General features: G+C 51.1%; 25 protein-coding genes. 10 read left to right on the top strand and 15 right to left on the bottom strand.

Features of this window, described 5'->3' with window-relative positions; all coding sequences use genetic code 11:
• Positions 1-24: 24 nt before the first annotated feature.
• The 13 genes from VIS48_03155 to VIS48_03095 form a co-directional block, all read right to left on the bottom strand.
• Positions 25-1,047: a hypothetical protein gene (locus tag VIS48_03155; protein ID HEY9165139.1), complete on the bottom strand. Its 1,023-nt coding sequence runs from the start codon at positions 1,045-1,047 to the stop codon at positions 25-27.
• A gap of 395 nt (positions 1,048-1,442) precedes the next feature.
• Complete coding sequence (locus tag VIS48_03150) at positions 1,443-2,480, bottom strand: lysylphosphatidylglycerol synthase transmembrane domain-containing protein (protein HEY9165138.1); 1,038 nt, start codon at positions 2,478-2,480, stop codon at positions 1,443-1,445.
• A 40-nt stretch (positions 2,481-2,520) separates the two neighbouring features.
• The gene (lolA, locus tag VIS48_03145) at positions 2,521-3,198 is read right to left on the bottom strand and encodes an outer membrane lipoprotein chaperone LolA (GenBank protein HEY9165137.1); all 678 of its coding nucleotides are present in this window, start codon (positions 3,196-3,198) and stop codon (positions 2,521-2,523) included.
• A 5-nt stretch (positions 3,199-3,203) separates the two neighbouring features.
• Positions 3,204-5,702 carry a DNA translocase FtsK gene (locus VIS48_03140; protein ID HEY9165136.1) on the bottom strand — a complete coding sequence of 833 codons (2,499 nt, stop codon included), beginning with the start codon at positions 5,700-5,702 and terminating at the stop codon, positions 3,204-3,206.
• Between the two features lies 1 nt (position 5,703).
• Positions 5,704-6,444 carry a 2-phosphosulfolactate phosphatase gene (locus VIS48_03135; protein HEY9165135.1) on the bottom strand — a complete coding sequence of 247 codons (741 nt, stop codon included), beginning with the start codon at positions 6,442-6,444 and terminating at the stop codon, positions 5,704-5,706.
• 8 nt (positions 6,445-6,452) lie between these two features.
• Entirely contained in the window at positions 6,453-7,568 is a 1,116-nt protein-coding gene (gene gcvT, locus VIS48_03130; GenBank protein ID HEY9165134.1) for a glycine cleavage system aminomethyltransferase GcvT, read from the bottom strand.
• Positions 7,565-8,218 carry a fructose-6-phosphate aldolase gene (fsa, locus tag VIS48_03125; protein HEY9165133.1) on the bottom strand — a complete coding sequence of 218 codons (654 nt, stop codon included), beginning with the start codon at positions 8,216-8,218 and terminating at the stop codon, positions 7,565-7,567. Before fsa ends, gcvT begins: the two co-directional genes overlap by 4 nt.
• A 187-nt stretch (positions 8,219-8,405) precedes the next feature.
• Entirely contained in the window at positions 8,406-10,022 is a 1,617-nt protein-coding gene (locus VIS48_03120) for a CTP synthase (GenBank protein ID HEY9165132.1), read from the bottom strand.
• Positions 10,015-10,821, bottom strand: coding sequence for a 3-deoxy-manno-octulosonate cytidylyltransferase (gene kdsB, locus VIS48_03115; protein HEY9165131.1), 807 nt, complete (start codon positions 10,819-10,821; stop codon positions 10,015-10,017). Before kdsB ends, VIS48_03120 begins: the two co-directional genes overlap by 8 nt.
• On the bottom strand, positions 10,821-11,180 hold the full coding sequence (locus VIS48_03110) for a four helix bundle protein (GenBank protein HEY9165130.1): 360 nt from the start codon (positions 11,178-11,180) through the stop codon (positions 10,821-10,823). The genes kdsB and VIS48_03110 overlap by 1 nt, the downstream gene beginning before the upstream one ends.
• A 50-nt stretch (positions 11,181-11,230) precedes the next feature.
• Positions 11,231-11,521 carry an Asp-tRNA(Asn)/Glu-tRNA(Gln) amidotransferase subunit GatC gene (gene gatC / locus VIS48_03105; GenBank protein ID HEY9165129.1) on the bottom strand — a complete coding sequence of 97 codons (291 nt, stop codon included), beginning with the start codon at positions 11,519-11,521 and terminating at the stop codon, positions 11,231-11,233.
• A 32-nt stretch (positions 11,522-11,553) separates the two neighbouring features.
• A complete protein-coding gene (locus VIS48_03100; protein ID HEY9165128.1) occupies positions 11,554-12,288 on the bottom strand; it encodes a lysophospholipid acyltransferase family protein in 735 nt (244 codons plus the stop codon).
• Entirely contained in the window at positions 12,285-13,439 is a 1,155-nt protein-coding gene (locus VIS48_03095) for a M48 family metallopeptidase (protein HEY9165127.1), read from the bottom strand. Before VIS48_03095 ends, VIS48_03100 begins: the two co-directional genes overlap by 4 nt.
• Positions 13,440-13,592: 153 nt before the next feature.
• On the opposite strand from VIS48_03095, the gene VIS48_03090 reads away from it, so the two are divergent.
• From VIS48_03090 to VIS48_03045, 10 genes are all read left to right on the top strand, one after another.
• A complete protein-coding gene (locus tag VIS48_03090; protein ID HEY9165126.1) occupies positions 13,593-14,594 on the top strand; it encodes a Gfo/Idh/MocA family oxidoreductase in 1,002 nt (333 codons plus the stop codon).
• Between the two features lie 44 nt (positions 14,595-14,638).
• Positions 14,639-15,139, top strand: coding sequence for a hypothetical protein (locus tag VIS48_03085; protein HEY9165125.1), 501 nt, complete (start codon positions 14,639-14,641; stop codon positions 15,137-15,139).
• A gap of 195 nt (positions 15,140-15,334) precedes the next feature.
• Positions 15,335-16,255, top strand: coding sequence for an NAD(+)/NADH kinase (locus tag VIS48_03080; GenBank protein ID HEY9165124.1), 921 nt, complete (start codon positions 15,335-15,337; stop codon positions 16,253-16,255).
• Complete coding sequence (locus VIS48_03075) at positions 16,252-16,746, top strand: hypothetical protein (protein HEY9165123.1); 495 nt, start codon at positions 16,252-16,254, stop codon at positions 16,744-16,746. The genes VIS48_03080 and VIS48_03075 overlap by 4 nt, the downstream gene beginning before the upstream one ends.
• A gap of 79 nt (positions 16,747-16,825) precedes the next feature.
• Entirely contained in the window at positions 16,826-17,716 is an 891-nt protein-coding gene (prmC, locus tag VIS48_03070) for a peptide chain release factor N(5)-glutamine methyltransferase (GenBank protein HEY9165122.1), read from the top strand.
• The gene (dtd, locus tag VIS48_03065) at positions 17,713-18,168 is read left to right on the top strand and encodes a D-aminoacyl-tRNA deacylase (GenBank protein HEY9165121.1); all 456 of its coding nucleotides are present in this window, start codon (positions 17,713-17,715) and stop codon (positions 18,166-18,168) included. The genes prmC and dtd overlap by 4 nt, the downstream gene beginning before the upstream one ends.
• The gene (locus tag VIS48_03060; GenBank protein ID HEY9165120.1) at positions 18,161-18,892 is read left to right on the top strand and encodes a hypothetical protein; all 732 of its coding nucleotides are present in this window, start codon (positions 18,161-18,163) and stop codon (positions 18,890-18,892) included. The genes dtd and VIS48_03060 overlap by 8 nt, the downstream gene beginning before the upstream one ends.
• A 24-nt stretch (positions 18,893-18,916) precedes the next feature.
• Entirely contained in the window at positions 18,917-19,840 is a 924-nt protein-coding gene (locus VIS48_03055; protein ID HEY9165119.1) for a metalloenzyme, read from the top strand.
• Between the two features lie 141 nt (positions 19,841-19,981).
• Positions 19,982-21,820, top strand: a complete 1,839-nt coding sequence (locus VIS48_03050) for a DUF4038 domain-containing protein (protein HEY9165118.1) — start codon at positions 19,982-19,984, stop codon at positions 21,818-21,820.
• A gap of 870 nt (positions 21,821-22,690) precedes the next feature.
• A complete protein-coding gene (locus tag VIS48_03045; protein ID HEY9165117.1) occupies positions 22,691-23,608 on the top strand; it encodes a hypothetical protein in 918 nt (305 codons plus the stop codon).
• A gap of 72 nt (positions 23,609-23,680) precedes the next feature.
• On the opposite strand, the gene VIS48_03040 is transcribed toward VIS48_03045, so the two are convergent.
• Both VIS48_03040 and VIS48_03035 read right to left on the bottom strand, forming a co-directional pair.
• The gene (locus VIS48_03040; protein HEY9165116.1) at positions 23,681-24,160 is read right to left on the bottom strand and encodes an Rrf2 family transcriptional regulator; all 480 of its coding nucleotides are present in this window, start codon (positions 24,158-24,160) and stop codon (positions 23,681-23,683) included.
• Between the two features lie 61 nt (positions 24,161-24,221).
• Complete coding sequence (locus VIS48_03035; GenBank protein ID HEY9165115.1) at positions 24,222-24,542, bottom strand: SUF system Fe-S cluster assembly protein; 321 nt, start codon at positions 24,540-24,542, stop codon at positions 24,222-24,224.
• Between the last annotated feature and the right edge of the window lie 33 nt (positions 24,543-24,575).

Here is a 24,575-nt window from a genome sequence, read left to right as displayed (position 1 = left end):
GATCGTAAAATTTCACGAGCCGGTCTAAAAGGTGATGAAAAAGGTCGCTCGCAGAATCGCGTCCGCCTTGCTGCCGGACAAGCCATAAGCGGTATAATAGAAGTTCGGCATTAAGTGAACGTTCTTCCTTACACTCCAATCGAGTCCGGCGAGTATGAAACTCTGTGTGCTGGTAGCAAACGTCGTGTTTTTTATGTCGGCGTTCGGCGTGTAATTGTCGAACCTGGCGACTAGCCGCAACTCATCCATGAATGCGACCCAGCCGTTTATGCTGAAACCGTTTCTCTTCAATGTGGTTCCACCGGCCTGGTTTATGCCATTCATGAAATATTGTCCGCCGAGGCTGAACATGCTGTTTGCATAGTTAATAATGATATCAGCGGTCCTGTTGAAGAGATCGACACCGGCGCCGTTGTATTGCCCGTTTAAGAGAATTGTGAATTCTTTCATCGGGTTGTACTGAACGTAAAGGTAGGCAGCCTTGTATTTATTGCCAGGTACGCTGTTACCGCTGTTGTTTCCTACAAGTAACCCAGCCATGAACTCGTCGGAGAATTTCTGATTGTACGAAACGCCGAGATCTCTCGATGACGAAATTCCGTGTAGATCCTGGATCGTCTTCTCCAAAGACCTGTAGCCGAATATTCCTTCCGCCATGTTTATTTCCGGCGTTCCCTGCAGACCGATCATGACGTTGCCACCGTCGGTGATATTCTTCCAGTTGATGAAAGCGTCCTTGACCATTGTGGTCAGCTTACCGTTTCCTAAGGCTGATGCGGTCGGATCAGACTCGAGGCGAAACCTCGCAGCGAAATCCTGTGCGATATCGTAGTCGGCTGTAAGATAGATCCGCCTGTACTCGAACTGTTGCATGGAGGTCTGAAGCGGAGTAGCCGTGAAGCTTCCAAGCGGATTACTCGGATCGTGCGCTAGCACGTAGTAGTAATCGCCGAAGAACAATCCTGAAAATTTGGGAAGATTTTGAGCGGATGCCAGTCCTGAAAACATCAGGATGGCGGCAAGAGTGTACGTCTTACGCAAATGCACGTTATCTCCTTTTTTGAAAATAAGATATTCCCAAGCTTTGACGTGTTTGTTAAAGTTGTGTTAAGGATTTGTGAACCGGTGTGGGTTATTCGGAGACGAATAATTTTCGAATTGAATGGGAATCAGCGATGCATGGCGCGTATTTTCGCCCTGAATGGCGGCGAAGCTCTGACAGCGTGCCATCAAATACTAGAACCAGAAGTCTGCATGCGTATAGGTGTTTGGACCCGTCGCGTAAAACACCCGAAGCGCTCTTTCTGCCCGGCCGCCGAAAGTCGCAGCCATTAAGGACGGGAATTCCAAATGTGAAACTATTTTACATTGAGGGGAAGAGGGGTCCGAACTCATTTGGCAGCAACCGGATGCAAAATTTAAATCGTTCCGGGCAGGGAGGATCAATGTGGTTTCTCAATTTCTTCGCTCCCCTGCCATAACCTGCGGATTGATCTCACTTTCAGTTTTTGTGCAAACGCGAACAGAAAGATCGAACCCACTACAGTGATTGCCACATACCCAAACAAATGAGTCAAAGTTGCATAGGCGAGAGCCTGGTCAGGGGAAACGCCGAAGAGTTTTATCAGAGACTGCGAGACAAAAAGGTGGTACACACCTACCGCGCCCGGTGTGGGGATCATCCAGGCAATGGAAGTAATCAGGATTAGAATGAACGCGTCGTATAGAGTAAGTCCTGACGTGGCGCCGAAAGCGAAGAACGGAATGTAGAGAGTGAAAACATAAGCGATCCAGACAAAGGCTGTATAGATTGAAATTTCCAGCATGCATCGCGGAGAACGCAGAAGCGAGAACGACGTCAGGAACGACCCGACAGTGTCTTCGGCGCGGTCATGAAAACGTTTCGGTAGAAGAAACTTCACGGCGGTCATCAACCATCCTCTCGCCTTCGGAAAGGTAGTCGCGATGTAGAGTGTCGCGCCTGCAGCGACCGATCCGGCGATGAGAATAAATCCCGCAAATTTAAGGAACGGAAAAGTCTGTGTGATATGGCCACTGTAAGTTGAGAGGGCGAGGCCGAATAGTATACCCGCCGACAGCATGTCGAAGAGTCTCTCCAATACGATTGTTCCAAAGACACCGCTGACACTGATGCTCTCAAGCCGTCCGGTGGAGTAGGCGCGCACAAGTTCTCCGAGCCGCGGGACAAAATTATTGGCAAGATACCCAACCATCACGCTTCCCCAGGTATCTATCAATGAGATTTCTTTCTTCAGCTCCCGGAGTATTACGCGCCAGCGGAGCGCGCGGATAACGTGACTCGAAAGGACAACCGCGGTTGTCAGAAGCAGAATTCCGAAGTTGGCCTTGAGCGCGTCTCTGATCAATGAGCTGAAGGATATATCTTTAAACGCAATGAAAACGAAAAGGAGGGCTATAATTATCCCGACCAGCGATCGCTTCCAGCTCGATTGCTTCAATGATTAATTTCCGTAAACAGAGATGATGAAGATTCTCAATTCAGCGGCTTCTCATGTCCACGACCTGGGCGTCCTTCGGGGGAATGAATTTGAAATCAGAATCTGATAATCCCGTGTTGATCTTCAGATCGTCGACAGTGTAAGTGGATTTCGTATCGTTCATGTCGGAGACTTCCGCTCTGCGCACCGTCCAGCTTCCGTCGATCGAAATCTTTATGGCGCGAATGAATGAGTCGTCACTCTTCGGGGTGAGGCGAAGGATGTAAGTCGTATCTTTGTCGGACTTCTGTGTCGCGAGGAGGACGGCAAAATAGTCCGTCGGGACATCGAGGAGGAATCTGTCGGGGTTCACCGTGTTCTTGTCGTCGCGGTAATTGTCGATGACGACCTGCTTCGGTCCGGCAAGATAGAACCAAGAGGTTTTGCCGTCGGTGACAACGATCCGGTTTTCCGATTCTATCCTGTATTTGTTTCCCTTCTTGAGATAAAGAGTTCCCTCGGTAGTTTTCACGATCTTCGAAAGCGGAAGTACAACTGTCTGTGTAAATTTTATTACCGCGTCATCGATCTGCTTGTACTTGTCCTGAACGTTCCGGACGATTTCGGAAGCCGTGGGATTGTCCCCCGCCCGGGATAATTGAATAGGAGAGAAATAGAATAAGAAGAATTGCGCCGACGAAATCAGGAGGAGTCGGACTTTGAAGTTCCGGCTTGGCATGGGCATTATATTCCCATCTCGCGAAGTTTCTGGTCGAGTTGTTCCTCGTTTTCAACGAGGACTTCTCGTCCTTTACTTCCCTCGAACGGTCCGATGATGCCGGCATTCTCGAGTTCGTCTATCACCCTCGCTGCTCTTCCGTAACCAAGTTTCAGACGTCTTTGAAGGAACGAGGTCGATGCTTGCTGATGTCTGACAACCAGGATAGCGGCTTCCTCAAACATATCGTCGAATTCGCCCGTCTCGCCGCCGCCGTTCTTCTTTCTTGTGAGGACCGAAGGGAGCTGGTAGGGCCTCGAGTAACCTTTCTGGGCTGCAATAAAGTCTACCACCTTTTCGATTTCGTCAGACGTGAGGAACGAGTTCTGCATTCTTTCCGGCTTGGAGCTGCCGGCGGGAAGATAAAGCATGTCGCCGTTCCCGAGAAGTTGTTCCGCTCCATTCTGGTCGAGAATCGTGCGGGAATCTATGCGCGACGCAACCTGGTACGCAATACGGGCAGGAAAGTTTGCTTTGATGAGCCCGGTGATGACATCCACTGAAGGTCGCTGTGTCGCGAGGACGAGATGTATCCCTACCGCTCTTGCGAGCTGTGCCAGCCTGGTGATTGGGTCCTCAACTTCGTGCGCGGCGGTCAGCATAAGGTCGGCGAGCTCGTCGATTACAATCACGATATATGGTAGTTTAATGAACTTCGACTCTTCGGAGTCTTTCAGTTTGCCATCTTCGAGTTTCTTGTTGAAATCCTGAATATTTCTGACGCCGGCTTTCGCGAGAAGCGAATATCGCGCGTCCATTTCCGCCTCGGCCGATTTCAACGCGAGTACCGCGTTGCCGGCTTCCGTTATGATTTCCTCCGGGACATCCGGCGACACCGCGAGAAAATGTCTGTTGAGTTTCCTGTACAGCGACAGCTCGATTTTTTTCGGATCTATAATTACAAATTTGATTTCGCTCGGATGAAGCTTATAGATCATGCTCATCATTATCGTGTTGATCCCGACGCTCTTGCCTGATCCCGTCGCACCGGCGATCAGGAGATGCGGCATGCGTGACAGATCGTCGACAAAGATTTCACCGGTGATGGTCTTCCCCATTGCGATGGGAAGATTGAAGCGGAGGTCCTGGAATTTTGCGGATGATACCACGCTTCGGAAATTAACGAGCTGCGGCTTGTGGTTCGGGATCTCGACTCCCACGGCGCCTTTTCCCGGTATCGGCGCGATTATCCTGATGCCGCGAGCCTGAAGCGCGAGCGCCAGATCGTCTGAGAGACTTGTGATACGGCTGATCTTCACCCCGCTTGCCGGCACAAGTTCGTAAAGGGTCACCACCGGTCCGGGGATTACGCTGACGCTCTCTATCTGGATATCGAAGACTTCGAGTTTTGATCGCAGGAGCTCCGCGTTCGCGCGTAGTTCCTCGTCCGGGATTTTGTCCACCTGTATCGGAATATCGAGCAGGTCGAGCGGCGGCGCGGTATATTCGATCTCTTCCTCGACATTCCCGGCAGTCGATTCGTCGGCTTCATCCCGAACCGGCACGCTCTTCCTCGTGTAAAGCGTGCGTTCCCCGGCCTCTTCCTCCTCCGGCTCCTCTTCCGGAACCGGCTCTTCCTCGTCTTCGGTTCTGGAAAGGGTCCTTCTCACAAGTTCCTTCGCTTCATCGATGAGGCCGGTATCAGGTTTCGATTTCAAATCGTCGCGGACGATCTTGACCTGTGTTTCCTCCTCACGTGAGGACCTCGGCTGGTCGGCCGGTTTCGCGATTCTGATTCCTTCTGCTTGAGTCTTCCTCGAGAAAATTGAAACCGCAGCGTTCCTTATACCGGCGGCAAGAGTTGCTGCGGCCCAGCCGAACGCGGAGATCAATTCCTGCGGCGAGATCTTCAGCGTAAACACCACAAGAGCAAAGATAAGGAGGAAGATGACGGCTCCCCCGCCTACGGCACCGAACGCCCGGACGAGTGTAAGCGCCGAAAATTCGCCGACGAGTCCGTACCACTCTTTTCCGAATTTATCGGTACCGAACAGGGTCTTCAAATATCCCGACAAAACCGCAATTGCAATCGAGTAAATCAATACCATCGTGCTGACGCGGGCGGCTTTCTTAAAGTCCTTCTTCAGAAGTGCGGTCCAGCTGAATACAAACAGGATTAGCGGGAATCCGATCGCGAAATACCCCAGCGTTGAATTGACAAAGAATTCAGCGATGTACGCGCCGAAAATTCCAAGCCAGTTATGCACGGTGTCTGCAGTCGTACGTATGCTTTCGTCGCCGATAAGGAGTTTGAAAATGTTTTTGAACATATCGGTGAATCCGGATCCGATTTGATCCAGCTTCGAGTCGTCCGCTTGAGAGTAGGAACAGATGCTAAGAGTTACGAGGATTGAAATCACGATCAGGGAAAAGTTAATTAATTCTGATCGGAGGGATTTTTTCGGCTTTCTTTCTTTCGGCGCGCTGTCCTGCGCCTTTTGATTTTTCTTAGGCGATTCTTTTATTTCAACCATTTGCCGCAAGTTTATTTGCCTTCAGTTTTACTCCGAGCCCGTCCGCCGAAGGAAGCACCGGTACGCTATCTACGGCCGCGCAAAATTCCAGATCGTCGGCGAACCCGATGGAGATTAGATACTTCCCGTGAGCAGACTTTCTCAACATGCCTAAAATGCTTTTCTTATAATTCTTGTAGAGAATGACCGCGTTCAGTCCCGCGTCATCCGTCTCAACTTCCGATACCGCTTCGACTTTTGAAATGATCATTCCGGCACATGTCGCGTCTTCGACAGAGAATGATCCCTGCTGTCCGGAGCAGAGAATCGTCCACGTCCCGCCTACGTCGACAATTGCCTGGACCACTGAGGAGACATTAACGAAACTTCCTATGAGCGCCATTGACGCGTACCGACATTTGTGAATCGCGCCGGCTCCGTTGGTGGTAGTAAACACGACGGTCTTGCCCCCGACTACAAGGGGAGTGTATTCGAGTGGGGAATTCCCAAGGTCGAAGCCGTCGATCTTCTTTCCCATGCGCTCACCGCCGAGAAGTTTCGACTCGGCGCTCAGGTTTGATGAGATCTTGGTCGCGTTTTCCAGGTCAGGTGTTGGGATGATTTCGCGCGCACCGTTTCGGAGAGCTGTGCAGATCGTCGTGGTCGCGCGCAAGACATCGATGATGACAACGTTCCTGCCGCGCATGCCGAGTTCGTCCACACCCGCGGGTGAAAAGAAAACTTCAATCTTCATCTATCCTCTCAGTTTTTCTTTGGCACAAATGGCAGCTTTACGACTTGCGCCCGGGCCTTCTTGCCGCGAATATCGACGAGTATCTCGCTGTTTTCCGCCGCGTGTTTTATTTGAACGTATCCCATTCCAATACCGCGTTCCAGGCTTGGTGAGAATGTTCCGCTCGTAACGCCGCCGATTTTTCCGCTCTCCGTGTGGATCTCGTAGCCGTGGCGGGGAATGGCGCTCTTACCGCGGACGGGATCTTCGATTTCCATTCTAAATCCCACCAGCCTGCGAGAAATGTTCTGCTTTGCTTTTAATATTGCATCTCTACCGACGAATTCACCTTTGTCGATTTTGGTGATCCAACCTAAACCGGCTTCAATGGGGTTAGTCGTTTCGTCTATGTCGTTTCCGTAAAGACAATAGCCCATCTCAAGCCTTAACGTATCTCTCGCGCCCAGCCCGATCGGCATGATTCCGAATTCTTTCCCCGCTTCGAAAATCGAATTCCACATCTTATCTGAATTTGTTCCGTCAACCGTGAAGAATATTTCAAATCCGATTTCGCCTGTATAACCCGTTCGTGAAATCATAGACTGTATGCCTGCGATCTTTCCCTCGACAAAATGATAATATTGAATCGATGCGAGATCGACGCTTGTAAGTTTCTGCAACGTCGAAACGGATGCGGGTCCCTGAACCGACAAAAGCGCGGTACGGTCGCTCGCGTCCTCGAGCTTCGCATCACCTGAGACGCGCGACGAGAAAGCTTTGAAATCCTTGTCAACGTTCGCCGCGTTCGCAACGATCATGTGACTGCAATCGGGATCGGCAAGTCGGTATACTATCAGGTCGTCGAGGAGATATCCTCCTTCGTTTACGAGTGCGGTGTACTGTGCTTTTCCCGGCGTCAGTTTGCTTACATCATTCAAAGTGTTTTGTTGGAGAAATTTCTGAGCGTCCTTTCCGTGTACGAAGAACTCACCCATGTGGGAGACATCGAACACGCCGACCTTCTCGCGAACGCAGTTATGTTCGCTGACGATGCTCGAGTACTGGACCGGCATTTCGAACCCGGCGAACTCGACCATCTTCGCACCTAATCCCTTGTGGATTTCGTTAAAAGGAGTCTTCTTCATTTTGTGTTTGTCTTTTTCCAATCCGCGAGAAACTTCTGAAGTCCGATGTCCGTCAGAGGATGTTTTATGAGCTGGTCGATCACTTTGAAAGGCATCGTGACGATATCGGCGCCGATCATCGCCGCCTGGACCACGTGCATCGGATGGCGGACGCTGGCGACGAGGACTTCCGTATCATAGCTATAGTTTCCGTAAATGGTGACAATCTGTTCGATCAATTCCATGCCTTCGTAGCTTATATCGTCCAACCTTCCGATAAATGGGCTGATAAACGACGCGCCCGCTTTCGCTGCAAGAAGCGCCTGGTTGGGAGAAAAGCAAAGAGTGACATTGGTCTTGATTCCTTCTGCCTTCAACTTCTTAACGGCCTTCAGCCCGTCCTTAATCAGGGGAATCTTCACGACAACATTGTTTGCTATCTTCGCGAGCTCCCGGCCTTCGTTCATCATTCCGTCGACGTCCGTCGATACGACCTCCGCGCTGACCGGGCCGGGGACAATTTTGCAGATTTCTTTTATTAGATCTTTGAAACTAATGTCGTATTTCTCTTTCGCAACCAAACTCGGATTAGTGGTGACTCCGTCGAGCACACCTAACTCTGAAGCTTCCTTTATCTCATCAAGGTTTGCGGTGTCTATGAAAAATTTCATTAAATGAACCTCCAATTTCGTTCAATTCGTGCGCACAACAGGAACATTAACGGGTGTTTACGCAATGCTTATCCTCTGCTGTGAGTAACTTTTAAATATTAGCAACCGGCCGTGAGAAATGAAAGTGACAGATGAAATGGGGTTTCACCTTCCGCCGGATTGATAAAATGAAATCGAGACGAGAGGTTCAGTCTTTCAATTTGCCCTCAAGTGAGGCGCGCACGAATTCCCTGAACAGCGGATGTGCTTTCGTCGCGCGCGATTTTAGTTCGGGATGAAACTGACAGCCGACGAACCACGGATGATCAGGAAGCTCCGACATCTCGACGAGTTCTCCGTCCGGCGACAACCCGCTGAATCTCATTCCCGACTCGGCAATTTTCCTCCTGAACTTGTTATTCACTTCGAACCTGTGCCGATGGCGCTCGCTGATAACCTCTGTCCCGTAAGCGTCGAACGCACGCGATCCCTTCTGCAGCATGCAGATGTAAGCGCCGACTCTCATCGTCCCGCCTTTTTCCTTTACGTTCTTCTGACCGGGCATTATGTCGATGACGTTGTGTGCGGTCTTCTTGAATTCTGTGGAGTTCGCGTCCTTCCAGCCCACCACATTACGGGCAAATTCAATGATGGCGGTTTGCATGCCGAGGCATATCCCGAAAAAGGGAAGCTTGCTTTCCCTCGCGTACTTTATCGCCATTATCATTCCTTCGATTCCCCGCTCACCGAATCCGCCCGGCACCAGGAGCCCGTCCATACCCGAGAGGTGAGCCTGGGCGCCTTCTTTTTCGACCTGCTCTGCCGCAATCCACTTGAGTTCAACCTTCGCGTCGTTCTCGGCGCCGGCGTGAATGAAAGCTTCGCGGATACTCTTGTATGCGTCCATGAGTTCGGTGTACTTTCCGCAGATGCCGATCTTGACGGAGTGTTTCGGGTTCTTGATACGTTCGACGAGCGTCTCCCATGGCGTCAAATCGGGCTCTCTTGCCTGTAGTCCGAGTTTGTCGAGAACAATCTGGTCCAGGCGCTGCTTCCGGAAAATCAGAGGCACCTCGTATATTGTCTCGACGTCGCGCCCCTCGATCACAGAATCCGCCTCGATGTTCGTGAACATCGCGATCTTTTCCTTCGCTTCCCTTGTAATCCTTCTGGATGTCCTGCATATCAGGATTTCCGGCTGTACCCCTATCTCGAGCAGATTCTTCACGCTGTGTTGTGTCGGTTTCGTCTTTATCTCGCCGGCGGCCTCGATATAGGGGACAAGCGTAACGTGAATGTTGATCGCGTTCTTTCTCCCGATCTTAAGCATGAATTGTCTCATTGCCTCGAGAAACGGGAGGCCCTCTATATCGCCAACTGTGCCGCCGATCTCGGTAATGACAACGTCGTAATTCCCGTTTTCGTAAGGTGCAGAAAATCTTCTTTTGATCTCGTCCGTAACATGCGGGACAACCTGGACGCACGCTCCAAGGTAGTCGCCGCGTCGCTCCTTCGAAATGACTTCATAGTAGACCTGACCGGTTGTAGTGTTACTCGCGCGGGTCGTAGTAATGTCAAGGAATCGCTCATAATGGCCGAGGTCCAGATCTGTCTCGGCCCCGTCGTCGGTAACGTAGACTTCGCCGTGTTGAAAAGGGTTCATCGTTCCGGCGTCCACGTTTATGTACGGGTCGAACTTCTGCATCGCGACGCTGAGGCCTCTTGACTTTAGCAATAGTCCGAGAGATGCCGCTGCGATTCCTTTTCCGAGCGACGATACCACGCCACCCGTCACAAAAATATATTTGATATTCCGTTTAGCCAAGGCTGCTCCTCTTATTCTTTGAGGTTGAGTCCGGTCCGATCGACCCATCGGACAGATACTTTTCAACCGCGATCACGTCTGACGGGACGTCGACAGAGATCGAGTCTTCGTCCACGATCGCGACTTTTATTCGATAACCGTTTTCGAGAATCCTGAGTTGCTCGAGTTTCTCCGCTGCCTCGAGAGGCGTTTGTTTCATCTTTGTGAGCTTTTGTAGGAAAGCGTTCCTGTAAACATAAATTCCGAGATGTTTGAGAAAATGGGGGTGTTCCAGGTAATGATTGGAGTTTACGCCGCGCAGGAAAGGAACCACAGCCCGGGTGAAATAGAGCGCGTCACCTCCCCGGTTCAACACTACTTTCACCGCGTTTTCGGAGAAAAGTGTATCGTGATCTGAAATAGGGAATGCGGCCGTAGACGCGTCACAATCCGGAGATTTCAGGAGAATTGAAATTGCCGCGTCAATTGTCTTAGGCGAGATGACGGGTTCGTCTCCCTGCACGTTCACGACCACATCGGCTTTTATTTTTCTTGCAGCGAATGCGCACCTGTCGGTTCCACTTCCAAGTGCAGGTGGAGTCATAATGTATTTTCCGCCGAAGCCTTCAACCGCGTCCGCAATTCTCTTGTCGTCCGTCGCGACATATACTTCTTTGACTTTCCTCGCCGAACTTACACGTTCATACACGTGTTGGATCATCGGCGATCCGTCGATAAGTGCGAGCGGCTTGCCGGGGAACCGGGTGGAAGCATACCGGGCGGGAATGAAGGCGATGATTCTGGGTGAGCGGGCAGCCATCAGCTTTCAGATTTCAGCTTCTTCAAAAATGCGTACAGCATCTTTCTTACTTCGATTATCCTCGATGATAATTCCTGGTGTGTTTTAGAGTCTATAAAACCAAGATCGTGGGCGAGGAGGACGTGATACTCCAACTCGCTCGTTGAGCCGGCGGATATTTGCATAAAACGCGCCAGCTCGGCACTGCTGTCCTTTCCGCAACCTTCTGCGATATTTGCAGGCACAGATACCGCCGCTCGCTTGATCTGGCTGGTAAGTCCAAAGGCTTCCTCCTTCGGAAATGATTCGGAAATTTTGTACAAGCTCAACGTCACCTCATGCGCTTTTTGCCAGACTTTCAGTTCTTTAAAATCCTTCATCTTCTTCACACGACTTTAATAACTGAACGCTGACTGCTGATAGCAGACAGCTATTTGTCGATCACCTTCGGCACCTTGAAAAACTTATCGTTCTTTGCCGGCGCGTTCTTGAGAGCTTCATCGGTCGTGAGGGATGGTTTGACTGCATCTTCCCTGAAAACATTTTGCAACTCGATTACATGCGACAAGGGCTCAACATTTGATGTGTCCAGCTCTTTCAGCTTCTCAACGAAGGCGAGGATCTCATTAAACTGCTCTGTGAATTTCGATTTCTCGTCTTCTGTGAAACTAAGCTTGGCGAGCTTCGCAATATGTTCGACGTCTTTGATTGTTACTGCCATATGTATCTCCTGTAAAGCCGCTCTACGAGCGGTCAGTGAAGCGACACCGCCATCTGTGCGGCGGGTTCCTTCGCGGTGTAATTCCTTTCTATTATGCCGTGAACTCTGTTCATCAGTTCTATAGAACCCTGTTTGTCGCGGTACGGCGTTACATCGATCGGCGGATCGACGACTATGATTATCTCACCTTTCCTTAACCCGACGCTTCCTCTCTTCATGATTTCGTAACTCCCGAGGATCGTCAGGGGGACTACTGGTACTCCCGCCTCGATCGCGAGGACAAATGCTCCGCGCTTGAATGGCTGCAGCTTCCCGTCGCGTGTGCGCGTCCCTTCGGCAAACAGGATCGCGCTTTCGCCGAGCGATATCCTCTCGGCTATTTTTTTTAAGCTCTTCACCGCTTCCGGCCCGCTCTTCCTGTCGACCATGATATGCGCCCGCCCGGTTGCCCATCCGAATAATGGGACTCTTCCGAGCTCTTTCTTCACGAGAAACCTGACGTACCTGTTTACTCCCACTACGACCGCCGTTATGTCGAACATGCTTGCGTGATTCGACACGTAGACGTATGGTTTCGAAATGTCGATGATTTCCCTGCCGATCGTCCGCACCTTGATTCCCGCCACTTTCAACACCGTGTTCGACCAATGGTAGGCGAAAAACGAGAAGCTCCTGTTCTTCTTGTCGAACGGGATCGTAAGGAGGTAAAACGCGGAGAACACGATCGTCAGAACGCCTGCGGTTATCGCGCCGAGGAAAAATCTCATTTCATATTCTCCGCGGTGCGGATCCGTGCGCCGATGGATGGATGACTGAAAAATATCTTCTCGATCCACACCGGCGGATTCTCCGGCGTCAGGTTGAGTCTCCCGAGCTTTCTCATCGAGCTCGTGAACTGGGACACCATCCCGGTGGACTCGAGTGCGAATTGATCCGCCTCTCGCTCGAGTTTCCTCGAAAAATAGTTGCCTGCCGGCAAGGCAAATACGCCAAAAACAGCAAGGATCAGAGCCAGAAATAGGATTGCAGAAAGTGCGATCGGAGCGAGCATGTTGCTAGTGGTATAAATTGAGTAGATCTGTGCCATCACGAAGAATCCGATCACGCTCGTAATTCCGCTGACGGCTATACCTTTCATCATGTGATGCTTGACCAGATGTCCGAGCTCATGTGCCAGTACTACCTCTATTTCTTCATGCGAAAAATCCTCGAGCAGGGTGTCACTAATGATAATTTTCCTCGACCTTCCGAGTCCGGTAAGGCCCGCATTCGCTTTTCTCGTTTCGCGGCTGAGGTCGAATGAGTAGACCCCGCTCATGGCATACCCGAACCTGTGAACCAACGATTCAAGTTTCGTGGTAAGCTGTTCGTCTTGGAGCGGCTTCAGTTTATAAAAGAGGGGAAGTATGAGCGATGGGAAAAGCTGAGCAACCACTACCTGGAACAGGAAGAAGAACGCCGCGAAGAGCATCCACCACGTCCCAGGAAACGTGGTGAGTAAGAAATAAAACACTACCAGGACCACGACACCGAGAATGCTTCCCACTAAAGCGCCCTTGAGTTTCCTGGTGATCCACCTGCTGAAAGTCTGGTTCGAAAGATGGAATTTGTGTTCGAGGAGGAAATCCGCGTAATAGTCGAATGGAAATTTTACGATCGAGAAAAATAATTCTATTGAGAATGCAAAAATCAGAAAACTTAAGTACAGGTTAGTCGATAACGCCGCGAGGTGAACGAACGACGATTTCAGTCCGGTGAACGCGAGAAGCGCCAGATATATAATTGTAAACGTAAGGCTGAAGATCGATAGAGAGATTCTTTTTCGGAGATAAGTTCCTGATGGATCGGACTCGTCAGGGGATAGATGGCGTGTAAAGGCTGGAAAGAAACGGTTCGCGAAATTCGTTCCGCTTTGCACTTGATAAAATATATATGAGAGCCGTGAAAATCAATCTTTTGATTGATTTCCGGCAATTATTCTTAAAGATTTGTCTTTGAACGTGGGAAATAATCGGATAGATTTACTGTTGAAAACACGTTTCATGCTGATCACCGAGAGATGGATTGGCCGATGACTATCAAGCTTGGTATTATCGGTACGGGTATCGCCGCGCACGACCTGCACCTTCCGGCACTGGAAAAGCTAAAAGACAAATTTGAAATAGTCTGCGTTTGCAACCACACCGAACCAAAAGCCAAGGAGTTTTCGGCACTCGTGGGCGGAGTACCATACTTTCTGGACTACCGTGATCTCCTGAAGAACCGCGAGGTGGAAGCTGTGGATATTGTTCTCCCGATCGAGCTGAATCTGCAGGTGACAAGAGATTCGCTCGACGCCGGAAAACATGTCATAGTGGAAAAACCGATCGCGCCAAACCTCCAGGACGCCGATACAATGTCGAGCTTTCCGGGCAAATATGACCGTGTAATGATGGTCGCGGAAAATTACCGGTATAATCCGGTCTTCAAGAAAATCAAGTCGTTGACCGAGGACGGCACAATCGGTGAACCGTATTCGGTTTTCTGGGATCAGTTCACAGTCACCGATACGGATAACAAATACGCGAAAACGCAATGGAGAATCAATCATAAATATCCGGGCGGGTTCGTGACCGATGCCGGGATCCACAACATCGCTGTGTTCCGCGACCTCTTCGGAGAAATCGAGAAAGGGATCGCGTTCACGAGAAGTGTCAATCCCGCTATCGGTCGAATGGACTCCATGTCTTTCCAATTTGCGTTCGGCAGCGGCGTGAACGGCGTGTTCAACATGTATTTCAGCGCGCAGGGTTTAAACGAGAACCGGTTGATGATTCTCGGCACCACAGGAACGATTGTCGCCGAGGGAAACAAAATTGTATTGAAGCGGCAGGGGAAAACAGATGTGGTAGAAAGTATTGAGACCGACAGGGGTTATGGCGGGCAATTTGTTGATTTCCACGATTGCGTTGTCCACGGGAAGAAACCGCTGAGCAGTTTCGAGAAAGCGTGCAAGGACTTTCGCGCGATGGTCAAAGCGCTGGATTCCGCGCGTAAATGGGAATCGGGTGCCCTCGATTTTCCGAAGGGGTAATATTCTTTATAATGATTTTCGATTAAAGCTGCGGAGGAATAAAAATGAAGTTTATGAAAATCGCCAATTGTAACTTGCTCTTACTTCTCACACTGCTCGGTCTTGCGCTGGTTGATCCGCTGCAAGCTTCCGCACAGGAGCTGATGCCTGGCGCACAGAACGGACTGACGTGGAGAAACCTTGTCATTGGCACCCAGGACGAGACTACCACGAGAAAGACTTTCTACGTCGAGGGGATGTTCAACCTTTCCGTTTTCTGGTCACAGCATGCACAACTCAAGCCGGAGGCGGTGGACTACAATGACGCCTTTCTGGGAATGAATGTCGGACAAGTCAGGGATGGCCTTGATTCATTTTACGTAGACGATCGCAACTTGCAGGTCCCGATAATCGATGCTGTTCTGATTATCAGGTTGCAGAATGCGGGAGTGGGAAAATCAAACATAGACAACGTAACAAAGGAATTCAGGGAAGCTACGGTGAACGGAATGGATCCCACACGTGAGAACAAGATCTGGGAGTCCGCTACAAAACTCCTCAGATGATTTTTGACTGAAGGCTCTTCAATATCTCCGGAACTTAAGCGGACAAAGACGCACCTGTCATTATGGTCGCAAAATTGCGATAGTTACGTTAACCCTATGCGGTCCGGCCTAATTGACCGGGAATATTCCACGTCAGATTGAAATTTTCTTCGGTAATCGATAAACTAAGTGAGGATTGCACTTCACGACCGACAAATGAAAAAGAAATTCATTCCATCGAAAAATCTCACGATCGGTATTCTCGGTAACACCGATAAGCCGTCAACTTTCGATACCGCCTACGAGTTGACGAAAATACTCCAGGAACGCGGAATCAGATTCGTTCTTCAGGAAGAGATAACGCGCGAACTGGAGAAGCGGTTCGGTCATAATGCCAATTACAAGAGTGCCTCGTCGTTTGATGTCGCGAAGGAATCCGATGTAATCGTGTCGCTCGGCGGGGACGGCACGATACTGCGAACCGCGAGGACGGCCGGTGAAATCGGGAAACCGATACTTGGCGTCAACCTGGGCAAGCTCGGGTTCCTAGCGGAGCTGAACTTCAGCGAACTGCGAGACAGCATTGACGAACTTCTCAAGGGTGACTTCAATCTTGAAGAAAGAACGGTGTTGAAAGCTACGTTCCGCGAGGAATCAAAGACGTCGACATTCTATGCGCTTAACGATATAGTGGTTGATAAAGCCGGATCGCCGAGGATGATCGATCTCGAAACGTACGTCGACTCCGAATACCTGATAACATACAGGGCAGACGGGATCGTGCTAAGCACGCCGACAGGATCTACCGGTTATTGTCTCTCGACCGGCGGCCCGATCATCACGCCTGAGAGCCGCGTAATAGCTATCAGTCCGATTTCACCTCACACGTTGTCGGCTCGTCCGGTGATTGTGCCCGATACGTCTGAGATCAGGATTGCCGTGCGGGCTGCGTTCAAGAAGGTCATGATCTCGGCAGACGGGCAATCGTCCAGCCTTCTTTCGGCGCCGGCCGAATTTAATATTTCGATCGCGCCGCATCGTATAAATCTTTTGAGAAAAAGGAGGAACGGATTTTTCGGTTTGCTCAGGTCAAAACTGATGTGGGGCGTTGACATAAGATCGGAGGAACACGAATGAAGGTTTTGTTGGTTTTGATTTCGATATTTGCTTTCATCGCGGACGCCGGCGCACAGATGGTCGCTGCCGATTCGATCACTCAGGAGCGTGTCCTCATTGGACCGGTCTCAAGGTCGGCGTTTCAAGATTCCACGTGGTACCATGCGAACTACAACCTCTACAATCCGTCCGGAGAATTGATCCGCAAGATCGATTCTACCGGCGCCGGTGATTCGGTGGCTGTAGTGTTCGGGTCGTGGTGTTCCGACAGCTACATGTGGGTCCCCATGTTTCTCCGGATTACAGATTCGACCGGCCTTGCGAAGCATATTTCGTTTATCGCGGTGCCGAGGTCGAGAGGCTGGCGGGATCAGTTGACGCCGGGCCTCGCCATCGAAAAAGTCCCGACGTTCATATTCTACCGTGGAGGCCGGGAGCTAGGGAGGATCGAAGAAGAGCCTAAAGGTGATCTCGGAGACAACGTCGTAAAGATCTTGCGAGGCGAAAAGTAATATTCTGTAAATGGAAAAAGGATAAATCGGTCGCGGGCCGGAATCCGAATTCGCGGAAGATAAGTGCGTGACGGTTAGAATGGCTGTTGAAGAGAAGACCTGGACAATAATCGAGATGATAAGATGGGGGACGGAGTATTTAGGCTCGCGCGGATTCGACGAGGCCCGGCTGAACATGGAGCTCCTGCTTTCCGCCGCACTCGGGATGAAACGGTTTGATCTGTATGTCAAGCACGATCAGCCTTTGAAGAAATCCGAGCTCGATATACTCAGGCCGCTTCTCAAGAGGCGGCTTGCACATGAGCCTATCCAATACATCCTCGGGAGCACGAATTTTTATTCCATCGAGCTGAAAGTGGACAGTCGCGCGCTTATTCCGCGTCCTGAAACCGAAATCCTTGCCGATACTGTCATAAGTCACTGCAAATCGCTTCAAGCCGGAGGAGACAAAGTGCGCGTCCTTGACATAGGCACCGGGTCAGGGTGCATTGCCATTGCGATTGCAAAGTTCGTTCCCGATTCGGAGGTCACCGCGATCGATAGCAGTCGCGATGCTCTTGGTCTCGCGGGAGAGAACGCTTCGGGATCCGGGACCTCGGAAAGGATTGTTTTTCGTGAACTCGATTTCCTCAACGTGAAAGCAGATTCATTCGACAAGGAATTCGATGTAATCGTATCAAATCCGCCTTACGTTTCCGTAAGTGAGTTTAAGACGCTGGATGAACAGATAAAGAACTACGAACCGGTCAAAGCGGTCAGCGATAACGGAGACGGGTTCACCTTCTTCAGGAAAATTGCTTCCATGGCGAGATCCCTGCTGAAGAACGGCGGCATGGTTTTCGTTGAAACCTCGTACGGACAATCAGGGAAGGTCTGCGAAATCTTTTCTGAGCATGGCGGGCGAGATTTGATTGTAAAGAAGGACCTTTCTAACATTGACAGAGTTGTCGGCGCGAGGTTTTTCAAATGAAGGCCGTCGTGCAGCGCGTTAGCCGGTCCGAGATCAGGATAAAAGGGAAGACGCACTGCCGGATCGCCGGCGGGCTCTTGATTTTGCTCGGCGTCCACGAGTCCGATACTCCGGACGATGCCAAATCGCTCGCGGAAAAATGCGCCGGTCTAAGAATATTCGAAGACAACGAAGGAAAAATGAATCTTTCCGTGAAAGATGTGGACGGTTCCGCCATGGTCGTTTCTCAATTTACTTTGTACGGAGACACGCGAAGAGGTAACCGACCGAACTTCATGCAGGCTGCCAGACCGGAGCCGGCCAATCAACTTTACCAGAAATTTGTGGAGCGACTCGGGGGCGCTCTCGGCAACGGAAAAGTGGTGACCGGAGTCTTCCGGGAGATGATGGAAGTAGAACTCGTTAATGATGGTCCTGTTACAATAATAATGGAGACGAAGGAACATGATTAACTTATTACTTGTAGGTGCGATGCTCATGGGAGCTTCCTCCTCCCAGGCGGGCGTACATTCAGTCGCGGATAGGCACGTCACGGTTTTTTATCCTTCGACGGTGTCGGCCGCCTTTGCAAATACCTGCCTGAGTGTCACGGAACAGATGTACAAAGTTGAAAGTGATCGGTTCAGGATCGGGACAAGCGATAAAATGAGAGTAAGGATATGCGGTGACGGTTTCGAGTTTTCCAACCTGACGGGCTCCGACTCTATCGCTGCTCCTCTCAATAAGGACGAAGTGCTTTACTTGATCAGGGGATCCGATTTCAAGGACGTTGTTTTCAAATCGAGAGTTGAGGCCGGAGTCATCCGCATCATTCTCGATCGTATTCGCATAAACGGTGCCCCGTGGTGGTTGATACATTCGGCTGCGGTTTATGAAAGCGGCCAGTATAAGGACTGCGGAGCGCCGCCAATCGAAAACGTCCAGTATTTCGCCGACCTGGATGAGAAGATCCAGAACGCGACCACGCCCAGCGAGCTGAACGACCTATGCTTTTATTTCGGCGCCACCGGAAAGTTTTTCGATTTCAAGTACGGTTCTGGATCGTTTATCAAGCTCATCCAGCAATTCAACCATCCGACGACGATGCGCGAGGCTGCCGGGAGATTGTTTCATGCGGACCTCGACAGGGTAGAGCAGGACTGGCACGACTTTCTCGCGAGCCAGACCCACGGATAGCCGGCGACCGTTCCTGATTTACCGATGAGACCCCGGATCCATTTCCTGTTCCTTTTCCTCGACGGGGTCGGGATCGGAGATGAGGATCCCGTCTCGAACCCTTTTTTTGCTGTTGAACTTGAGAACTTCAGGAAAATATTCGGCGGCGTTCCCTCTTCGAAGAATCGGTTCATCGGTAATGGCACGGGGTTCGTTCAACCCGCCGACGCTCTTCTGGACGTCGAAGGTTTTCCTCAAAGTGGTACGGGGCAGACGGCTCTGTTCACGGGAGTGAACGCGGCGAAGGCAATCGGAATGCACTTCGGTCCCTACCCGCATTCGGGAATCCGGCCGGTCCTGGAAGAGAAAAATATTTTCAAGGTACTGAAATCTCTCGGCGCCGACGTGCATTTTGCCAATGCATTCCCCCGCCAGTTCTTCGATTACGTCGAGTCCGGGCAGCGCAAGCTGAGCGCGACAACATTATCGTGCATGCTCAGCGGCATCCCGCTCTGTACCGCCGATTCGTTGAGGAACGGTGAGGGAATCTCCGCCGACATCACGGCGGGCAGATGGCAGTCTGATCTCGGATATCCTGATATTGTGCCGGTCGATCCGGTCGAAGCGGGTAAGACTCTCAGGAAAATAACGGATAAACACGACTTCACCATGTTTGAATATTTTCTGACGGACAAAGCGGGACACGATAAAGACATGGACCACGCCAAAGTTGTCCTTCGCAATTTTGACGGACTCCTCGGAGGAATCATGGCAGGAGGACTTGACGGGATCACGATACTTATATCAAGCGATCACGGCAACATAGAAGATCTGTCGATGAAGACGCATACTTTCAACCCATCATTGCTGGCAGTCGCGGGCGAAGGCGCCAGTTTCTTCAGGAACAAAATCGATTCAATCATGGACGTCACACCCACAGTGATGCAATTTTTCAAGGAGAAGATTTAAGTCGATCGCTCAAAAATGAATTTGGAAGATCACAATGAATGAGAATGTGTGTCATAAGGCAGCTCGTTCTGGGATAAATCCCATAAGGAATCTACCGGAACTATTTAGAGTAATCGCCCAGATCTCTCAGGAGAAATTGAAATGAAATCTGTGAATACGTGCTTGATGACTCTTCTAGTTGCTATCTCTCTCGCAAATGCGGCGGACGTCCACGTGTGGGAAAAGCAGGAGCTTGCGTTCACGGCGGTCAACAAGTATTCAAACGCTTACAAGGAAGTAATGGTTTGGGTCGACTTGAAGGGACCGGGGTTTGAAAAAAGAGTATACGGTTTCTGGGACGGTGGGCAGACATTCAGAGTGCGGCTCGTTGCGACCGTTCCAGGTGTCTGGACCTGGGAGAGCGGGTCGGATCCTGAGGATCCGGGACTTGCAGGCAACTCGGGTTTGTTTACTGCGGTTGAGTGGACCGACGCGGAGAAGAATGAAGATCCACTCCGCCACGGTTTCCTTCGGGCGTCCGTCAACAACCACGCGCTCGACTACGCTGACGGAACTCCGTTCCTGGCAATCGGCGATACATGGTACGCCGTCGGCACGAACCGCTTCAAATGGTACGATGACGATAAAGAGCGCCCGATCGGTCCAACTGCTGGATTCAAGGATTACGTTCGTTTTCGCAAAGCTCAGGGTTATAATTGGGTGAACGTCATTGCCGCGTTTCCCAACTGGATGACCGACGGCAAACCATGGCATCTTCTCATGGATGATTCCGCAAAGACCACGATCAGGTCGGCCTGGCTCGAGTTCGGCACAGGCAGCGCGAAGAACATGGACAACGAAGGCGGACGCCCGTTCTACTTCCCGGGAAAAGTCCCCGGCTACCCGATGGAATTTCCGAACGTCGACAGCATTAACCCGGAATATTTTAAATATCTCGACAGGAAAATCGATTATCTTAACGCAAACGGTTTCATTCCCTTCATTGAGGTCTCGCGGCGTGATGCAGGTCTGTGCTGGTACAAGTACTACGGCTGGCCCGATTCATACGCGCGGTTCATCGAATATATTTTCGCACGGTACCAGGCTAACAATTCGGTACTCAGCCCGATTCATCTCGACATAATCGACGAGACGGTGAGCCCGGCCGACTACACCGCAGCGGTGCGCGAGGTGGAAAGAAAATTCGGCCCGCCGCCTTTCGGCCTGCTGCTCTCGGCGAATGCTAATCCTTCGACACTCGAGAACTGGGGTGACTCGTCATGGGTGACGCTCCACCAGATCGGGAATATGCGGGAGCACAACAATTACTGGTACCTCACGGAAATTTTCAATCTCAAAGATCCGAAGCCGGCGCTCACCGGAGAGCCGTATTACGCGGGCTACAAGGATGCGCGAGGACCGGGTGCGGCGAATTATACTCGCGGCGCCGCTGGAGGATCGGAGCTCGACGACGCGTTCGTGCGGTCGGGAATCTACGGAAGTTTCCTCTCGGGCGGACTCGCGGGACATGTCTATGGAGCTGAAGGTATCTGGGGCGCAGACATCGAACCGACTGCACCGACGCACATGTGGGATGCGTTCCAGTGGAAGTCGGGTGCCGAGATGCAATACCTGAAGACCTTCGCGTTCTCAATAGGCGAGCGGTATCAGGATCTCGTTCCCCTTGCAGACCTTGTGTCACCGAACAAGACGCAGACTACGCTCGGCTACCAGGGGTGGGCATACTGCGCGCGAACCGACGACAAGAATATATTCATGATTTACTTTGAGAGAGGGTGTCCTCAATCGCAGGTGAGAGGCGCGAGGCTCAACAGCATCTATCACGCACAGTGGTTCAACCCGAGAGACGGGACGTGGAAAGACATCGGGAACGTGACCGCGAACAAGATTGGAATCATAAATCTTCCTCCGCCCCCGAATGAGGAAGACTGGGGTTTGAAACTTGTATACGTCGGAAAAGCAGCGGGACTCGTAAATTGAAAAGCGAGCACTGTCTCAGTTTGAAATCGCTCCTCGATCTACCCCCTTGCGAAAATGTCCCGCTCCGAAGGAGTCCCTTAGGGAAAGGGATCCCTTCGGGAGAGTCCTGCTTAAGAGGAACAGTCTATTCATGCCCCCAGAGAATGGTTATAGCGATTTTTTGTTAAGAGAGGACCTAACGGAGCTATTCAAAAAATCGCGTACAACGGAGGGCGGGACGATCCGCCGCAGGCGGACCATTTTCGCGGGGCGTCTTTTTTGCACCTCGATTATTACATGTGGCGCATCCGCAGAAGGCGGACTTTCGGTCCACTTTTCGCGTTCATTAATACTCTCATATGTAAGGGATCCCTGCGGGACTTTTGGACGAGCAAAAGAAAGTGGACAAGATAAAGTGTACTAGATACAATGATTGATTATGTACTTTCCTTTGTCTTGACATCCCGATCAAAATCGGGACAGGCGCCGGAAAGTAGCAAAGTCTGCCGAAGGCGGATCCGTCCTCTGGCGGAGAAAAATCAAGCGTTCACTACGCGAAACGCTTCGTGAAGTGTAGCTATCGGAAAAAATGGCTGGAAATTTCCGCTCAAGTTGGAAACAAATCAAGCCTCCGCCTGACGGCGTCGGCGATTTGTTTGTTAGGGCCAGGTCAGGGCACTACAGGAAATTTCTGCCGCTTCTACATTATGGTTCAATTTATGATGCGGCATCCTCGATCCTGCAGGGCGGGATCGGGACTAATCGCCATTTTTTTCGAAGGCCGTTTATGCAGGTATCTGATTAGAACTCACTCTGATACGATACCGAAAAGTGGTAACAACTCGGGAATAACCGCCGGTTGATTTCCCAGGTTCAGAAAGGGGTTCCGTAATGTCATCGCACAAATCGAATCTAATGACCGACATTTCTCGTTACGTGTATGGCACTACTCGCCTCGGCGACGCGAAGATTCCCTTTGATGACCGCGTCAGAATTGCGAGAGCCGCAATGAACGCGGGCGTCTGGTTCCACACGAGTCATACCTACGGCAACGCGCTCGAGGTTTTGAAAACGGCCTTCGACCAGGATCGATCTCGCGTACCGAAGCTGATTGTCAAGATCGGGTGGAACAGCGCCGAAGAGCTGAGAGACGTGATACACCAGAATCTGGACCCGCTGGGACTGAATACACTGGAGGTGGGTCAGTTGTGCCTTGGCGGAAAACTTGCTGAGGAATTCGCCTCGGGAGGGAAATGCTACTCGACTTTTTCCCGGCTGAAAGAGGAAGGGTTGGTGAAACGTTTTCTGCTCGAAGTATTTCCATGGACGTCGCATGTTGCGCTGAACGCGCTCCGCGGCGGTTATACTGAACGCGTCGTTGACGGATTTATTTTCTACTTGAATCCACTTCAGAGATTTGCTTCGAATGAATTGTGGGACATGTTGAGAGAGCGGCATGAGCCAATGATCGCCATGCGGACGGTATGCGGAGCGCCCGTCCACCGGCTTCGCGACGTGCCCGGCGCGGCATGGAAAGATTATATCCAGAAACGCGCGGTGGAAGTAGCGCCGATATTTGAGCGCTCAGGAATAAAGAGCTGGACTGAATTCTGTGTCAGGTTTGCTTTCGGCTTTCCTCAGGTACGTGCCACAGTGGGCTCGACAAGCCACAAGGAAAACCTGGACGAGTTCCTGTCAGCAGTTCGAGATGTTCAGCCGCTGCCGGCCGATATCCGGAATGAGATCGTCAAACTTCACCACCGCTGGTCAGATGAAGTTGACATGCATGCCGAACAGTGGACGATGTGACGGGTGAATTTCCTATCTGAATCCGGCCCGATAGACCAGCCGCGATGGGAGAGAAGCTCGTTATGGCGTTTCTCAATTCACCGACTGCTGCTCACCTATACTGCTGCTCAATGCCATAACAAGATCCGTCACAACTTTTTCGTTCCCGAGCATGTCTTTAAGAGTAACCTTGCTGAGAACGACATCTAGCGCGTTCTGTATCGATCGCCATAGCGATCGCATCGAGCAGTCGATAATATGATTGCAGACCGGGTTTGTTCCGGTGTGGGCGTCGCAGAACGTGGGGTTATAAATTCTTCCGCCGAGTGCAGCCAGCACTTCACCCACGATTATATTCTCAGCCGGTCGTGCGAGTTTATAACCGCCCGATCGACCGCGGGCACTCCCGATGAACCCGCCGAGCCGAAGTATTCGCAGGAGCTTCGCCACATTCGCGGGACTGAGACCTTCCAGCTGGCTGATATCCGGTATTGTCATTCCTTCCGGGAGATTGGTACTCCCGATGCGCAATAGGCAGCGCAATCCGTACTCTTCCTGTGCGGTGACTTTCATTTGTCCTCAACTCGTTTTATTTGTTGAACGGCAATCGGTGCGATGTTCCGCGGCTGCCATTTTACATAAATCCTAATTCCAGTTTCGCTTCCTGTGACATCATCTCGGGCGTCCACGGCGGATCCCAGACTATTTCGACATTCACATCCTTCACCTCCGGTATCTGTGCTACTCGCTCATGCACTTCGATCGGAAGCGAACGCGCCGCAGGACATCCCGGCGCAGTCAGTGTCATCTTTATGTTGACAACCGGGTCATCGTTGACATCGATCTCGTATATCAGGCCGAGCTCCCAGATGTTCACCGGTATCTCCGGATCGAAGCACTCCTTGACTGCCTCGATCACCTTGTCTTCTATTACTTTTTTATCTGCCTGTTCCATTACTCCCTCTTCATGTCGATAGGGATGATTCCG

This window comes from Candidatus Kryptoniota bacterium, from assembly GCA_036567965.1.
In the GTDB taxonomy this organism is placed as follows: domain Bacteria; phylum Bacteroidota; class Ignavibacteria; order Kryptoniales; family JAKASW01; genus JAKASW01.
Note: the sequence above shows the minus strand (reverse complement) of the source record. Positions and strands in the feature narration are given on the sequence as shown.

Bases quoted from the DNA above. Each gene is read 5' to 3' on its own strand.
- gatC (HEY9165129.1), bottom strand. From the start codon at position 11,521: ATGGCAGTAACAATCAAAGACGTCGAACATATTGCGAAGCTCGCCAAG.
- VIS48_03135 (HEY9165135.1), bottom strand. From the start codon at position 6,444: ATGAAGATTGAAGTTTTCTTTTCACCCGCGGGTGTGGACGAACTCGGC.
- VIS48_03075 (HEY9165123.1), top strand. From the start codon at position 16,252: ATGAAGGTTTTGTTGGTTTTGATTTCGATATTTGCTTTCATCGCGGAC.
- VIS48_03050 (HEY9165118.1), top strand. From the start codon at position 19,982: ATGAAATCTGTGAATACGTGCTTGATGACTCTTCTAGTTGCTATCTCT.
- VIS48_03040 (HEY9165116.1), bottom strand. From the start codon at position 24,160: ATGAAAGTCACCGCACAGGAAGAGTACGGATTGCGCTGCCTATTGCGC.
- VIS48_03085 (HEY9165125.1), top strand. From the start codon at position 14,639: ATGAAGTTTATGAAAATCGCCAATTGTAACTTGCTCTTACTTCTCACA.
- VIS48_03080 (HEY9165124.1), top strand. From the start codon at position 15,335: ATGAAAAAGAAATTCATTCCATCGAAAAATCTCACGATCGGTATTCTC.
- VIS48_03035 (HEY9165115.1), bottom strand. From the start codon at position 24,542: ATGGAACAGGCAGATAAAAAAGTAATAGAAGACAAGGTGATCGAGGCA.
- prmC (HEY9165122.1), top strand. From the start codon at position 16,826: ATGGCTGTTGAAGAGAAGACCTGGACAATAATCGAGATGATAAGATGG.
- dtd (HEY9165121.1), top strand. From the start codon at position 17,713: ATGAAGGCCGTCGTGCAGCGCGTTAGCCGGTCCGAGATCAGGATAAAA.
- fsa (HEY9165133.1), bottom strand. From the start codon at position 8,218: ATGAAATTTTTCATAGACACCGCAAACCTTGATGAGATAAAGGAAGCT.
- VIS48_03055 (HEY9165119.1), top strand. From the start codon at position 18,917: ATGAGACCCCGGATCCATTTCCTGTTCCTTTTCCTCGACGGGGTCGGG.
- gcvT (HEY9165134.1), bottom strand. From the start codon at position 7,568: ATGAAGAAGACTCCTTTTAACGAAATCCACAAGGGATTAGGTGCGAAG.
- lolA (HEY9165137.1), bottom strand. From the start codon at position 3,198: ATGCCAAGCCGGAACTTCAAAGTCCGACTCCTCCTGATTTCGTCGGCG.
- VIS48_03090 (HEY9165126.1), top strand. From the start codon at position 13,593: ATGACTATCAAGCTTGGTATTATCGGTACGGGTATCGCCGCGCACGAC.
- VIS48_03060 (HEY9165120.1), top strand. From the start codon at position 18,161: ATGATTAACTTATTACTTGTAGGTGCGATGCTCATGGGAGCTTCCTCC.
- kdsB (HEY9165131.1), bottom strand. From the start codon at position 10,821: ATGGCTGCCCGCTCACCCAGAATCATCGCCTTCATTCCCGCCCGGTAT.
- VIS48_03110 (HEY9165130.1), bottom strand. From the start codon at position 11,180: ATGAAGGATTTTAAAGAACTGAAAGTCTGGCAAAAAGCGCATGAGGTG.
- VIS48_03100 (HEY9165128.1), bottom strand. From the start codon at position 12,288: ATGAGATTTTTCCTCGGCGCGATAACCGCAGGCGTTCTGACGATCGTG.
- VIS48_03045 (HEY9165117.1), top strand. From the start codon at position 22,691: ATGTCATCGCACAAATCGAATCTAATGACCGACATTTCTCGTTACGTG.